We start from the raw sequence: 16089 nt of genomic DNA, 5'->3' as shown, positions 1-16089 counted from the left end.
ATATATTATTATGTTTATATATAACATAATAATAATATTTATTTCATATATTAATGAATTTTAATATAATTAAATATATTTAATTATATTAAAATTTAATTGAAAATAATAAATTTATGTCCTAATATATAGATGATATTTTATGATTTAGTTGGAAAGTAATATATGTTATATACATAACATAATCATTTGTATGGACATAGTGATTATAATTTATATTTTGTATATTAGTATATAGGTTTTTAATTGTTAATTTTCAGGATAATACTTATTTAGTATTTTGAATACTAATTATTTTATATTATTTTTTATAATATAAATATAGTAAAATCACTATTATTTAGTAATATAAAGATATTAATCTTAATGTTGTTAACAATATATTTTATATTCATTAAAAAATTATTTAAAATATTTATATGAATTACTATATTATCATATTTTTATATGCTAAATATATTTAAAAATATATATTTAATTATCAATATAAAATTAATGATGATTATCATGTATATTACTAAACAAATAAACTAATGTAACTAAAAAATATGATGGATAAAAATTTTAATTTTATTTTAATAGAAAAAAAAATACAAAAAATTTTTAAAAAAAATAATTTTTTTTGTTCTGATAACAAAAATATTATAAAAAATAATTTTTGTATCATGGTTCCACCGCCTAACATAACTGGTTATTTACATATAGGACACGCATTTCAACAGACTATTATGGATGTTTTAATACGATATCATCGTATGTCTGGAAAAAATGCTTTGTTACAAATGGGAACTGATCATGCAGGTATTGCTACGCAAATGGTAGTGGAACGTAATTTATTTGAACAGAAAGGAAAAAATAAAAACTCGTATACTAGAAAAGAATTTATTAAAAAAATTTTTAATTGGAAGAAAAAATCTGAATCTATTATGTTTGATCAAATCAAACGATTAGGCCATTTAATTAATTGGAACGAAGTACGGTTTACATTAGATACTGATTTTTCTATAGCCGTTAAAAAAGTTTTTATTATGTTATATAAAGATGGATTAATTTATAGAAATAAGAAACTAGTATATTGGGATCCAAAATTTAAAACTGTAGTATCTGATTTAGAAGTTGAAAATCGCGCCGGTTCAAATACAATGTGGTATATTGAATATTTTTTAATACATGATAGTTGTCGTCATATAAAATTTATTAATAAAGCTAGTGTAGTAATTGCTACAACTCGACCAGAAACATTATTAGGAGATACCGCTTTAGCAGTACACCCTGATGACGTTAGATATAAAAAATATATCGGTTGTTTTGTTAAAGTTCCTATAGTTGATCGAATTATTCCCATTATTAGCGATGTATCTATTGATATGTCAAAAGGGACTGGATGTATGAAAGTAACTCCCGCTCATGATTTTAATGATTATGAAATCGGTCAACGTAATAAATTATCAATGATTGATATTTTTTCTAAAAGTGGAACAATATTAAATAAATTAAATATTTTTAATTATCGCGGTCAAAAAATAAAATTATTTAATAGTTTTATTCCAAAAGATTTACGATCTTTAGATCGATTTTTGGCACGTAAGAAAATTTTGTCAATGTTAAAAAAGATAGGATGTTTAAAAAAATCTATTATATGTAGGAATAGTATTCCTTATGGGGATAGAAGTGGCGTTGTTTTAGAGCCTAAATTAACAAATCAATGGTATTTGAGTACAAAATTATTATCTATTACAGCTGTTAATGCCGTAAAAGAAAAAAAAATTGTTTTTATACCCCAACAATATACTAATATGTTTTTATCTTGGATGAATAATATTCAAGATTGGTGTATTTCTCGTCAATTATGGTGGGGACATCAAATTCCAGTCTGGTATGATGTACACGATAATATTTATGTAGGTGAAAACGAAACATCTATTCGACAAGAATATTCTTTGGATAAAGATATATTACTTTTTCAAGATCCAGATGTATTAGATACGTGGTTTTCTTCAAGTTTATGGACATTTGCCGGATTAGGTTGGCCTGTTGATAACAAAAAATTATCAATTTTTCATCCTACTGATGTTTTAGTATGTGGTTTTGATATTATTTTTTTTTGGATTGCTCGTATGATTATGATTACTATGTATATCTTAAAAGATAAACATGGAAATGCTCAAATTCCTTTTAAAACAGTATATTTAACAGGATTAATACGAGATGAAAACGGTCAAAAAATGTCAAAATCTAATGGTAATGTTTTAGACCCTATTGATATGATTGATGGAATTAGTTTAATAAAACTAATAAAAAAAAGGACAAAAAATTTAATTCATAACAAAAAAATATCTAAAATAGTTAAAAATAATACTATTAAATATTTTCCGCATGGTATTTGCGCACATAGTACTGATGCAGTACGGTATACATTTATCTCATTAGCTACTACAAGCAGAAATATTAATTGGGACATGAATCGTTTAAATGGATATCAAAATTTTTGTAATAAAATTTGGAATGCTAGTCGATTTGTAATTAAGAATATCAAAAATACTGTATATCAAAAAAAAATTTTTTCTTCTCTTTTGCTAGATCATTGGATTTATTTTAAATTAAATAATGTTATTAATAAATATCACGTTTTGTTAAAATTATTTCGATTTGATCGTTTATCTAGATTGTTATATAAATTTATATGGAATATTTTTTGCGATCAATATTTAGAAATGATAAAACCAATTTTACAGTTTGGTTTAGATTATGAGGTTAATGCTGTTAAAAATACTTTATTTCGAATATTAAGTGCAATTTTATTAATGATACATCCTATTATGCCATTTATTACAACATATATTTGGAATTTTTTATACCAATTGAATAAACAATTTAATTCTATTATTTTTTTAAATTCATTTCCGAAATATTATAGTCACTATAATAATAGTGACATCAATAAGTTTATGTCTTGGTTTAAAAAAATTATTTCTGTTTTACGATGTGTTCGAGTAGATACCAAAGTTAAACATACAACACTGTTACAAGTATATTTAAAAAATATTTCTTTAGATCAAAAAGTTTTTTTAAACGAAAATAATACTTTATTAAAAAAAATTGCGTATTTAGATTGTTTAACTGAAATTGTAGATATAGATAATCTTTCTTCATATATAATGCGAATTATAGATGATGTAGAGATATTTATTTTAATAAATTCGAAATTAAATATTGATATAGAATTAAAACGTATTGATAAAAAAATCTTAGTAATTAATAAAAATATTAAAAAAATTAAGTCTTTATTATTAAATAAGAATTTTTTAAAAAAAGCACCGTCATATTTTATATCAGAACAAAAATTATCATTAAAGAATTCCGAAAATTCTTTAAAAAAGATGAATCATCAAAAACAAAAATTATTTCAAAAATTACTAGTATAAAATTATAAATATTTTTTTACTTTAAATACGTTCATTTTGATTAATTAATGTTTTATTTTATATATATTTATATTAGTTAATTTTTATGAAAAATAAAATTGGTTATAAACTATGCATAGAATAATAAAAAAAAAATTACAAACTAATTTAAAAAATATTTATAATGAAGTTGTTAGTCATAAAAATATGATCGTTTCTTTTTATAAATATTTTTTTGTTAAAGACCCTAAAAAATTATTAAATTTAATAACATCTAAATTAGAAAAAAAAAATATTTTAGGACGAATTTATATTGCAAAAGAAGGAATTAATGCACTAATTAGTATTTCTGATATACAATATAGGTATTTTAAACATTTTTTTAAAAGAATTGATAAAAAAACTAAACGAATGTATATGAATTACACGATAGAGAATAAAAAAATAGCTTTTTGGAATTTAAAAATAAAAATTAAAAAACAACTTGTATCGAGTACAATTAATAATTTTTATTTTAATAGGAATAACAAAGGAATTTATCTAAATGCTTTTTTAGTAAATAAATATTTTTTTGATAAAGATTGTATATTTTTAGACATGCGAAATAGTTATGAATATGAAATTGGGCATTTTAGCAACGCAATTACTTTACCTGCTCAAACGTTTCGTGAACAATTAAAAAAATTACCAAAATATTTAAAATTACATAAACATAAAAAAATTGTTATGTATTGTACCGGAGGCATCCGTTGTGAAAAATCTACTGCTTTGTTAAAACATCATGGTTTTTCTAACATTTACCATATATATGGCGGTATTTTAAGTTACATCAAACAAGTTAAAAAATATAATTTACCTAATTATTTTAAAGGAAAAATTTTTGTTTTTGATGCTCGTTTGTCGGAAAAAATCACTAATGATATTTTATCTAAGTGTATAACTTGTGATGAATATACAGACCGGACACATATAAATTGTTTTAATAATCTTTGTCATCGTTTATTTATCCAATGTCGATCATGTTCTATTAAATTAGATTCATGTTGTTGTTTAGAATGTAAAAATATTATTCATGAATAAAGTAATGATTTTCATATTAACTATTTAAATTTATTAAATATTTTATAGTATGCAATGATATTGCGATAATAATATTATTATTTTTTAGATATAAATTTTGTTTTTTATCGTATATTATTCTCATAATAATTAAAAATTAATTAAATAGCATTACATTCATATATATGAATAATAAACATATATATTATTGATGTTCAATAAGGAATAATTATGAAAAAAACATCTATAGTTGATATTTATACACAAAATAATTATTTACATAAAGTGGTTACTATTTATGGTTGGATACGTAATAATAGGTTATCTAAGATAGGAATATCCTTTTTAACAGTCTATGATGGTTCGTCTACACAGACTATACAAATAGTAGCGTCAAAATTGTTATCTAATTATTATACTGAAATTATAAAATTAACAATTGGTTGTTCTGTAAAAATAACAGGTAATTTGATTCTATCTAAAGGATATTTACAAGTATATGAAATACAAGCTAAATATGTTCGTATACTTGGCTGGATAGATCATCCTGAATTATATCCTATTTCAGCTAAAAAACACACTATAGAGCATATTAGAAACTTTTGTCATTTACGTCCACGTACTAGCTTAATTGGAGTTATTTCAAGAATTAGAAGTACGGTATTTCAGTCATTAAATCAGTTTCTTAATAGTTATGGATATTTGTGGGTATCAACTCCTATCATCACTAGTATTGATGCAGAGGGAGCTGGATCTATGTTTAAAGTATCTATGTTAGATATCAATAATCGTAGTATTATTAAAAATAACCTTAATAACAATACAGATTTTTTTAAAAAAAAAGTATTTTTAACAGTTTCTGGTCAATTAACATTAGAAGCGTACGCATGTGCGTTATCAAAAGTATATTCTTTTGGTCCTACTTTTCGTGCAGAAAATTCTAATACAAAAAAACATTTAACAGAATTTTGGATGTTAGAAGTAGAAAAATCTTTTTCTAACATTAATGAAATATTTTTATTTGCAGAAAAATTATTAAAAAATTCTATTATGGATGTATTAAATAATTGTATTTCAGAATTACTTTTTTTGCAGAAAACTATTGACAAGAATATTATCAATCGTCTTAATAATTTTATACATACTAATTTTATAATTATAAATTATACTGATGTTATTAATATTTTATTAAAAAATAAACATATTTTTACTGATGATATTGTGTGGGGAAAAGATTTATCTTCCAATCAAGAAAAATATTTAGTACATGTTTATTTTAAAGCGCCGATTATAATAATAAATTATCCTAAAATGTTAAAAGCTTTTTACATGAAAGTAAATGATGATAACAAAACAGTTGCTGCATTTGATATACTTGTTCCGCAGATTGGTGAAATTATCGGTGGATCCGCACGAGAAGATAGAATTCAATATTTAGATTCTCGAATATCTGAAATGGGATTAAATAAAAAAGATTATGATTGGTATAAAGATTTAAGAAGATATGGAACAGTGCCTCATGCTGGTTTTGGTTTAGGGCTAGAACGACTTATATTATTTATTACGGGTATTAAAAATATTAGAGAAGTTATTCCATTTCCGAGAACAGTAGGGCGTGCAGATTTTTAAATAATTATTATCATAACAATGATAAATGGTTATATATATTTGTATTAATTTTAAATAATTTAAAAAAATTTTTATTTAAAATGTTAGTAAACATTGAAAAATCTATTTTTAATATTTTTTGAATTGTTTTTGCGATATAGTATAAAAAAGATGGTTGATTATTTATACCTCGATGTGGTTCAGGAGATAAATACGGCGAATCAGTTTCTATGCATAATCTGTTTAATGGGATAAATTTTAATATTGATCTTAAGTAATCTGAATTTTTAAAAGTAATGATTCCTGAAAATGATATATAAAATCCAATATCCAAGAACTTTCTTGCTAAATTTATATTTCCTGTAAAAGAATGTATTATTCCTGAACATATTTTATTTTTATTAAAATTTAATATATTGAGTATTTCGTTATCAGCATGTCTATTATGAATAATAATAGGTTTTTTTGTTTTATTAGATAAGTATATATGATATTTAAATAATTTTATTTGTGTGGTTTTTTTTTGTATAGTTCTATAGAAATCTAATCCGGTTTCTCCAATTGCGATAACCCTATCATTTTTTATTAGTGATTTCATAATTTTTAAGTCATTATCATGATGTTCATAATTAGGATGCAATCCGCATGATAATAATATATTTTTATATTGATTCGTGTATTTATATAAATGATTAAAATCTTCAATAGAAGTAGCTATGGATAAAAAAAGTTTTATATTTTTTTTATATGCTTTTTTTAAAAAATATTTTAAGTCTAAAATTTGATGATTATTATTTAATTTATTAATATGGCAATGAGTATCAATTAAAAACATTTTTTTTAAATTCCTTATAATAATATATATTATTAATTAAATACGTAGTATCTTTATCCAAGATAAAATTTGTTCAATAAATATTAATTTTTTATCAATAGTATATGAACTAGACAATATTTGTACATACTGAATCCAGGATATTAAACTATTTATTAAAGTCTGATTCGTATTGATACACGCGATTTTTTTAATTAATTGCACTTGATCTAAATTTTTTATTTTATATTTTCTGCATATTCGATATTTTATTATATCTAACAGTAAGTAACTAATATATTTAGTGATTATTGATGAATCATATTTAAAAATTATAGTTAATAATACATTTTCTTTGTAGGTAATATATTTTTGAATTGCATTCATAAATATATTTCGTTTATCAAATTCATTATTATTTAAAAATTTATGAGCTAATATAGGAGAATAGTTATTTATCCGTAGTGCTGTTATTAAATGTATATAAGAATAATTTTTATTAAAAGTTTTTAACCAGTTTACAGAAACTTTTTCTTTAGGATTACTAATGTAGTATATAGTAGATCTACTCTTAATTGTATTAATAATTTGCGTTATGTTTGTAGTACGTAAAAAAAATATAGTATTTTTTGGAGGTTCTTCTAAGGTTTTTAATAAAGCATTATTTGATTCAGCAGTAAAAATATTAATATTTGAAAAATATATTATTTTTGCTCCTCCTTGTTGTGATGTTTTATATATGTTATTAATAACATTGCGAACTAAATTAATTCCAATATATTTATTGTTAATAACATTACTTATGTTATAAAAATCAGGATGATTTTTATAATTAAATAGTAAACATGACTGACAATTATTGCAGTTAGAATATTTTTTTTTATGAAAACATAGGATCCATTTAGATATATTTAAAATTAATTGTGAAGTTCCAATACCAAGTGATGATTGTATTAAAATTATTGGATGTAATGTACTATTACTGTATTTATTAATTAAATCGTGATATTGATTTATTATCCAGGGATATTTATTCATATATATATTTTATTATTTTTTTTTTATTTGTGTTATAATATATGTAATAAGATCTTGTAAAGATTTTATTTTATTTGGTTCCATATCAAACAATTCAATTTGTAATTCTTCTTCTAATAGCATAATTAATTCTATAAAATCTAATGAATCTGCTCGCAGATCTTTTTTAAACTCAGTATTTAATGAAATATTTTTTTTTTTTTCTTTAAATTGGCGCTCGACAATTTTTTTTATGCGATTAATAATATTTTTCATGTAAATATCTCTATTTTTATTAAAAAAATGAAAATAATTGTGATTATATAGTTTATTTTTTTTTATATATTAATAATTTTATGTAGCAAGATCAACATACATCCCTCCATTAACATGAATATTTTGACCAGTTATATAAGATGATTGTTTTGATGATAAAAAAGAAACTACATTTGCAACATCTTGAGGTGTTCCAAATCGTTCCATCGGAATTTTATTTAAAATTTCTTTTTTTTTAGAAGATAATATTTTTCTTGTCATATCTGTCAATATATACCCCGGAGATACTAAATTAACAGTAATTCCTCTGGATGCTACTTCTAATGCTAAAGATTTAGAAAATCCAATTAATCCTGATTTTGATGCAGCATAATTTGTTTGTCCTTTTTGTCCAATACAACTTATAATTGAACTAATAACGATAATACGTCCGTATTTTTGTTTAATCATAGCCGGGATAATAATTTTTGTGATATAGAATATTGAAGATAAATTAACGTCAATAACATGATTCCATTTTATGTCCGGCATAGTTATTAATAAATTATCGTTTATAATACCCGCGTTATGTACAAATATATCAATAGTTTTATATTTATTAATTAATTTTTTAATTGTTTTTTTTGTTATAGATATATCTATAAAATTTATTAAAATACTAGTTCCTTGATTTTTTAATTTTTTTTTAATATTATTAATACCTACTTCTGTGGTAGCTGTACCGATTACATATATTCCTGAATTCATTAATTCTATAGAAATTTTTTTTCCGATACCTTTATTAGCTCCTGTTACTAAAGCAATTTTTTTTTTCATGATTTTTGAGTATATCCATAACTAATGATAATTTCTGATTACTACTAGTAGCATACGATGCGACATTAAAATATTTTTTATTTAAATTTGTTAATATTTGTCCTGGCCCTATTTCGATAAAAACATCTATTCCCATAGAAATAATTTTTTTTATACTTTTTTCCCACTGAACCTTTTTATATATTTGTTTTATTGAAGCTAAATATATATCTTGAATAGTGTACATAATAGCTGCGTTATGGTTGCTAATAATTGGATATTTTCCTGTCGAAATTGTTATTTTATTTAAATAATTAGAAAATATTTTTTTATATTTTTTTAATAATATGCAATGTGACGTAATTGAAGTAGGCAATCGAATTATTTTTGCACGAAATTGTTTTTTAAATATTTTACCAGCAGTATAGACAGCTGAATAATTTCCCGTAATAACTACTTGTTTATGTGAATTAATGATAGATATGAATACTTGGTCTATAAGAAAAGTTAAGGAGCAAATTTGCTTAACTAATACGTAATTCAATCCAATAACTACTAATGTTAGTACTTGTATATTTTTAACTGCTAATAACATAATTTTATTTCGTATAGTAATAATTTTTAATGCTTCTCTAAATGACATATTATCATTGCATACGAGTGCAGAATATTGACCTAAACTATGTCCTGCTAGTACTGTAGGTTTAATAGATATTTCTTGATTTAATAATCTGTATATTGCAATAGATGAAATAAAGGTTAGTAAATATATATTTTTATTTATATAAATAGAGTTATTATTGTTTTTTAAAAAATTATTATATATATTTTTATGTAATAAGTCTGAAGCTTCATTAAATGTGTTTTTAATAATTGTATGTTTTTTAAAAAATGATTTTAGGAATTTTATATTATAAAATCCATATCCTGGAAAAATAAATGAAATTTTATGCATAAATTAAAAGTACCGTTTTTTGAGAATATATTCTATATACTATATCTAAATAGATATAGTATATAGAATATATTTTTATATAAACTTCGTTACTTTTATTTTTAAAAAATATAACGACGCTTATATTTATATATATAGTAATTTCTCTTACTATTTCAATATATAAAATAGATATTTTAAAAATTCAATATATTTTATATGTATAAATTTATATATATCAATTTTAAATTGATAATATGTTTTATATAAACAAATTTATATAAATAATTTAAAAATAATCTCTTTTATAAAAATTCTTTGTTTTAGATATCATTATTCAGATTTTTTATAGAATAGAAAAGTTTTTTTTCCTTTGTAATAACCCTTTTTTGTTACATGATGTCGAATATGTATTTCTTTAGACGTATTATCGATAGAAATTTTTTTTTCAAAAATATGATCATGAGATCGTCTCATGCCTCTTGTAGCTCGACTAGGTTTACTTTTTTGTACTGCCATTTTTTTTCCTTAAAATAATTAAAAATAATTTTATTTTTTATAAAAATATTTATTAATAAATTTGATTATTTTGATTATATGATTTGTATATAAATTTAAAAATTATAAAAATTATTTTTTTTTGAAAAAATTTTTAATAATTTTTTAAATTGCTCGTCTAACGGTGCAATTATAAAAATTTTTTTATTATTTTTGGGATGTAAAAAAAAAATTTTATAAGCATGTAAGAGTAATCTAGTATTTTTTTTACTAATATTTTTTTTTTCTATTTTATAATTTCCATATTTTTTATCAAAAACAACGGGGTGTCCGAATTGTGATGTATGTACTCGAATTTGGTGTGTTCTACCTGTTACTGGGATAATAGATATTAAGGTTGTATTATAAAAATATTGATTTACTTTAAATTTTGTAATAGCAGGCTTACCTTGTGCATGAACACATACTTTTTTTTTTTGATTTATACCTTTTTTTTTAAGTAACGGAAGATTAATAATAGTATTTTTTTTTAACCAATGTCCATGTAATAATGCTAAATATTCTTTATGTATCTTTTTATTTCGTAAATTTTCATGCATTTTTCGTAAAATAGAACGTTTTTTAGCGAGTATTAATATACCTGATGTTTCTTTATCGATGCGATGAACTAATTCTAGATATATTAATTCTTGACGGATATTTCTAAATATTTCTATAACCCCATAATTGATTCCGCTGCCCCCGTGTACTGCGAATCCGTGTGGTTTATTAAAAATAATTAAATATTTATCTTCAAATAAAATATTTTTTAAAAATAAATTAATTACCGATTTTTTTAAAAAAATTTTTTTTTTTTTATTTCTATAGAAATTGCATGTAATGTAATGCAGTCATTCACTTTAAGTTTATAGTATGGACGTACTTTTTTTTGATTGATTTTTATTCTTCCGGTTCTTAAACTACGATATATCATACTTTTTGGTATCTTTTTCAAAGATTTGAATAAAAAATTATCGATTCTTTGTTTAGATGAATTTGGTGTAATTACAATAGATTTATTAATGGAGCCTGTAATATTCATATATTAATCTTTATTAGTAAATGACATGGATTTTATTTAATATTATATTATATTCTTTTCTTTATGTATATTTTTTTGTAAAATTATATTTGTCGGGATATTTATTTGTATAGTATTAAAATTAATAATTGAAGCTATATTGAAATAACGTGCAGTAATTAAATTACAAATATTTTTTGATAAATTCCAGCCATCATCTATCAATTAAAGTATTATGGAACCATTGTCATTTATATTATTTTTATCTGATACAAATTTCTTTATTATTGTACCATTAATCATTTTTTTTCGATTAGAAGAATATTGATTAGTAGAAATATTTTTAAAAGAGGATGAATTATCATGTTGTATTAATAGTATAATACCTTGAGCAATTACATAAGTTTTTTATGAATATCTTGTAAAGGTGTCATTAATAAGATACCATCATTTAAATTTTTAGCATTTCCAATAGAAGATATTATGATATTAATTTTTTGTCCAATATAATTTAATCGCGAAATGGTTGCTATTACTAATACAGAAGCTGTGTTTTTAGTTTGTATTTTTGGATTATACCGAGCATTAATTTCGAATTTATTTAACATATTATTTAATGATTGATATGTAAAAGGAATTTGTGATGTAGAATCTCCAGCTCCGTTTACACCGACAACTAATCCATCCTATTACATAAGTATTATTAATGTCTGAAATTTTCAGTATATTATGAATTTTTTGCGTATGCAATCGATGTGTAATTCATAAAAATATATACAATTATTATATATTTTAATACTAATAATTTTTTCATGCAATTAAAATTATTGAATATATCAATTCTGTTTGTTATGTATAATAATAGATTTATTGTTCTTAAAAAAAATAAATAAATATTTTTTAAAACAAAAATTTTTTTTCTTCGTAATTAGTATAAATATACTTAATTATAAAATTAGATATTTGATTAGAATTAATAGAATTATTTAAATTTATTTTTTGTGGATTTATTGTTCCGTAAAATTCTATTTTTTTTCAAAATTATCATTAATAAATATTTTTTTTTAAAATATGTTTAAATATTTATTATTTAAAATCGAGATCACTCGTACTGATATACTAGTATGTATAAGATTATACATATAATATTTTTTATATTTAAATAAATATTATTTTTGTAATAATATTATTATTTTATATTTTTTTTATATAAAAATTTATAAATAAAATTTATTTAAAAATATTGAATTATTTTTTTTAATTTTTATCGTAGCAAGAAAATTATTTTTCTCATTAAATAATATTATTATATTATTTCCAATATGGTAATTTTGATAATTAGTATACCATGATGGATAAAAATTAATTATTTTTTTATTTTAATAGATTTTATCTGAATTAATTTAAAAATATTAGATTGGTGAGTTTTGTGTAAATAAGACATTAATGGCATATGTATATTGGATATCATTAATACAGCGTATAAAATATTTTGAGTATTAAGAAAAATAAATTTATTATCAAAATTGATACCTTGAACTTATATTATAATCATTTATTTTAACATGAATTAATTATTATTAAATGTTTTTATATCGTTATATAAATAAAAAATTTATATTTTCAATTCATATATATAAATAATTTATATTAATAAATGATATTTTTTTATTCACAGAAACTGGTAAATATCCAGTTTCCATGACATATTTTAAATATGTATATTTATTACTCTTATGTAAGATACATACATATATTTTAATATTGTATGTTAATCTCTATCTGTTTTTATTAGTCATATTTGATTCAATCAATCGAATTACATTTAACGTATCTATTAATTTAATAGTTGATTTTTTATAATTTTGAATGATCATATCGTCTGATAGACCTTTAGATTTAAGCTTTAAATCATTTTTTTTATATTTTTCTAACCCTGATGCATTTAAATCATACATTTTACTACCATCACGTGCTATAACATCGCCATCATTTAAGGATGTAGATTTTAATTGACCTAAAAATACTGGTTCACTACCTTTTTGATGAAAATCTTCTTTAATAACAATAACTCCACCAGCTTTTATAAGTATTTTTTCATTTTTAGGTACAATAATTGGTCGATCGTTATTACTTAATGCAGTATAATTATCCATAGCTACTTCTCTATTCTCATTTATAGTAACGTGTCCATCACGTATGAATCTTTCATAACCTTGATCATCTAATACGGAAAACCAACCAATTTCTGTGTCTTCTATGTTAGTAGAAGATTCATCAGTGTTAGAAGGTTGAATATGGATTTCATCAGATTCAATATCTTGTTTGTTTATTATTTTTCTAGCATCAGAAGTAATTTTAATGTTATATGCGTATTTTTTATCAAGATCTATATCTATTTGATCAATTTTTTTATTATGTATTGTATTTTTACTTATTACGTTTTTATCTTTTAAAAGAGTAGTTGAAAGTATTCTAGTTTTCATGTATAGCTCCGTTTTAAATATATTATTTTATTTATTTCATTTTATATATAAATTTTAAATATAAAGTAATCTATTAAATAGTATCTTGATACTAGATTAATTTATTTTATAAAACAAACAAAAATATATCAAATTAATAATAATATTATTTATATACAATTAATTTAATTTAAATTTAATATAAATTAATTTATAATTATAACATATAAATAATAACTTTATTAATAAATTTATTATTTATTTTTAATATCTAAATATTTTATATTTATTTAAAAATATATTATATCATAATATATATTTATTATTTTAACAAAATTTTTAAATAAAACATATTATTATATTATAATAATTATATTATAATATAATAATATGTTTTAAACAAATCAATTTATATTATTTATATGATATAATATAATTATATTTTTTATATAAAAAATATAAAAATATTCATTTATATTTAATAATGTAATAATACTATTTATATTTACCATATAAAATAGTAAATATAAAGTTGTACGGATTTATGTTTAAAATACTTAAATAAGTATATACAGTATAAATGTTATTAATTTTAGTTTAATTAAAAAATTAAAATTAATAACTAGAACTAATAAACAGATAAATATAATTGATATTTATCATTATTAATATAATTCAAGATATTTTTAAAATTAATTAATTATTAAATAATAGATTTATAGTTTTTTATTTATTAAGTTATATATTAATTATATCAATAATATTAATTCTAATAATATCAATTATTACATATTAAATATTGTTTTTAAAACTTTAAAAACAACTATATCTCTTTTTTAGATTAAACAAATATTTTAAAAATATTAACTTTATTAGTTTTTGAGTTGATTAAATGTATTTAAATTAAAAATTTATAACATGATTTTTGAATTTATTTTTAAAATGAAAAATTCAGTGTAGATGATATTTAAGTCGTTTGTATAGAATTATTTTTATATGTATATTTTATTAATTTTATATATAATGTAATTATAGTAATATTCAATTATATTTAATGCAACATTGCATATAAAAAATAAATTATTACGATTATTAAACATCAAAGAACGGAATATATATGAAAAAAATTACTATTTTATTCATTTTGGTTATGACTAGTTTTTTATCAACTGCACATGCAAAGGGTTCATCTGATATAAAAAAATTCAATTTTGGAGTTCAATTCAATGCTTTGCATCCGATGAAAATATTTCATAAATATAAAAATTTATATTATTATAACTATCGTAGTATTACACAAAGCATTATTACTTTACGTCCGGGTATTTTTTCTAAATATCAATTTAATCCTTATTTAAATGTAGAATTAAAAGCTAATATTTTAGAAAATTTTATTGAAGATATACGAAGTAATAAATTAAATACATATATCTCTAATATAGAATATGCTGCAAATATTATTTATCCGATTAAAAAAAATATTAATTTTTATACAAAATTAGGTGCACAATTAAAAGCAACAATAAATAATAAACAATTAAAAGATATTTTTGTGTTACAAAAATATAAAAAATTTTATCCGATTTTATCTGTTGGTATGGAGTATGTATTAAATCAATATTTGCAATGTGATGTACATCTTCATCTTAACAAAAAATTAAATCAAGTAGATTTTAAGAGTTTATTGAGTATATTAAACAACATTAATGTAGGACTATCATGGAAATTATATCCTTATGTGAAGTCTGATAGTATCAATGCTCATAACATTAATAGAAAATTATTTCTACAAAATAAAAAAAATATTAAAGATATAAAAAATAATATTTCTTGTTATTTAAATAATCCTAAATTATCTTCGTGTATATATCGTAAATTAAATAGATTTAATAATCGAATTTTATTAACAGGAAAAGATAAATTTTTTTTAATTATTACTAGTTGTACAAATATTAAAAATATAAAAAATAATATGATGAAACTATCTCTTAAACGATCTTTAGAAGTTTCTAAATATTTTATAAAACACGGATTTATAAGAAAAAATGTTGTTATTCAAGGATTCGATTGTATTTCTAATAAAACACACAGATTGTGCAATATTTTAAATAATCAAAAATTATTAATTAATAAAGTTTTAAAAAAAAATACATGTTAAT

The 16089-nt window shown here is 20.4% G+C and carries 13 protein-coding genes and 1 pseudogene; 4 read left to right on the top strand and 10 right to left on the bottom strand.

Features of this window, described 5'->3' with window-relative positions:
- Positions 1-548 precede the first annotated feature (548 nt).
- From APCICUMA2628_RS01160 to asnS, 3 genes are all read left to right on the top strand, one after another.
- Positions 549-3425 carry a valine--tRNA ligase gene (locus APCICUMA2628_RS01160; protein ID WP_232036809.1) on the top strand — a complete coding sequence of 959 codons (2877 nt, stop codon included), beginning with the start codon at positions 549-551 and terminating at the stop codon, positions 3423-3425.
- A 111-nt stretch (positions 3426-3536) separates the two neighbouring features.
- A complete protein-coding gene (locus APCICUMA2628_RS01155; RefSeq protein WP_154027462.1) occupies positions 3537-4484 on the top strand; it encodes a rhodanese-related sulfurtransferase in 948 nt (315 codons plus the stop codon).
- A 210-nt stretch (positions 4485-4694) separates the two neighbouring features.
- A complete protein-coding gene (gene asnS, locus APCICUMA2628_RS01150; RefSeq protein WP_154027460.1) occupies positions 4695-6092 on the top strand; it encodes an asparagine--tRNA ligase in 1398 nt (465 codons plus the stop codon).
- 10 nt (positions 6093-6102) lie between these two features.
- On the opposite strand, the gene APCICUMA2628_RS01145 is transcribed toward asnS, so the two are convergent.
- The 10 genes and pseudogenes from APCICUMA2628_RS01145 to APCICUMA2628_RS01100 form a co-directional block, all read right to left on the bottom strand.
- Entirely contained in the window at positions 6103-6906 is an 804-nt protein-coding gene (locus tag APCICUMA2628_RS01145) for a TatD family hydrolase (RefSeq protein WP_154027458.1), read from the bottom strand.
- 36 nt (positions 6907-6942) lie between these two features.
- Entirely contained in the window at positions 6943-7923 is a 981-nt protein-coding gene (locus APCICUMA2628_RS01140; RefSeq protein ID WP_154027456.1) for a DNA polymerase III subunit delta' C-terminal domain-containing protein, read from the bottom strand.
- A gap of 12 nt (positions 7924-7935) precedes the next feature.
- Positions 7936-8178 (bottom strand): acyl carrier protein, encoded by a 243-nt coding sequence (acpP, locus tag APCICUMA2628_RS01135; RefSeq protein ID WP_154027454.1) that lies wholly within the window; start codon positions 8176-8178, stop codon positions 7936-7938.
- A 78-nt stretch (positions 8179-8256) separates the two neighbouring features.
- On the bottom strand, positions 8257-8994 hold the full coding sequence (fabG, locus tag APCICUMA2628_RS01130; RefSeq protein WP_154027452.1) for a 3-oxoacyl-ACP reductase FabG: 738 nt from the start codon (positions 8992-8994) through the stop codon (positions 8257-8259).
- Complete coding sequence (locus APCICUMA2628_RS01125; RefSeq protein WP_154027450.1) at positions 8960-9928, bottom strand: ACP S-malonyltransferase; 969 nt, start codon at positions 9926-9928, stop codon at positions 8960-8962. Before APCICUMA2628_RS01125 ends, fabG begins: the two co-directional genes overlap by 35 nt.
- A gap of 312 nt (positions 9929-10240) precedes the next feature.
- Positions 10241-10426, bottom strand: a complete 186-nt coding sequence (gene rpmF / locus APCICUMA2628_RS01120; RefSeq protein WP_154027448.1) for a 50S ribosomal protein L32 — start codon at positions 10424-10426, stop codon at positions 10241-10243.
- A gap of 95 nt (positions 10427-10521) precedes the next feature.
- The gene (locus APCICUMA2628_RS01115; RefSeq protein ID WP_232036819.1) at positions 10522-11181 is read right to left on the bottom strand and encodes an RluA family pseudouridine synthase; all 660 of its coding nucleotides are present in this window, start codon (positions 11179-11181) and stop codon (positions 10522-10524) included.
- 59 nt (positions 11182-11240) lie between these two features.
- A complete protein-coding gene (locus tag APCICUMA2628_RS02095; protein ID WP_232036808.1) occupies positions 11241-11486 on the bottom strand; it encodes a S4 domain-containing protein in 246 nt (81 codons plus the stop codon).
- Between the two features lie 374 nt (positions 11487-11860).
- Positions 11861-12136 (bottom strand): annotated as a pseudogene (locus APCICUMA2628_RS01110) (flagellar basal body P-ring protein FlgI); the annotation flags it as partial.
- A gap of 1107 nt (positions 12137-13243) precedes the next feature.
- The gene (locus tag APCICUMA2628_RS01100) at positions 13244-13951 is read right to left on the bottom strand and encodes a hypothetical protein (protein ID WP_154027444.1); all 708 of its coding nucleotides are present in this window, start codon (positions 13949-13951) and stop codon (positions 13244-13246) included.
- Between the two features lie 1096 nt (positions 13952-15047).
- Here APCICUMA2628_RS01100 and APCICUMA2628_RS01095 point away from each other — a divergent pair.
- Positions 15048-16088, top strand: a complete 1041-nt coding sequence (locus tag APCICUMA2628_RS01095) for an outer membrane beta-barrel protein (protein ID WP_154027442.1) — start codon at positions 15048-15050, stop codon at positions 16086-16088.
- The last annotated feature ends 1 nt before the right edge of the window (position 16089 follow it).

Source organism: Buchnera aphidicola (Cinara cuneomaculata) (genome assembly GCF_900698865.1).
In the GTDB taxonomy this organism is placed as follows: domain Bacteria; phylum Pseudomonadota; class Gammaproteobacteria; order Enterobacterales; family Enterobacteriaceae; genus Buchnera_F; species Buchnera_F aphidicola_AA.
Note: the sequence above shows the minus strand (reverse complement) of the source record. Positions and strands in the feature narration are given on the sequence as shown.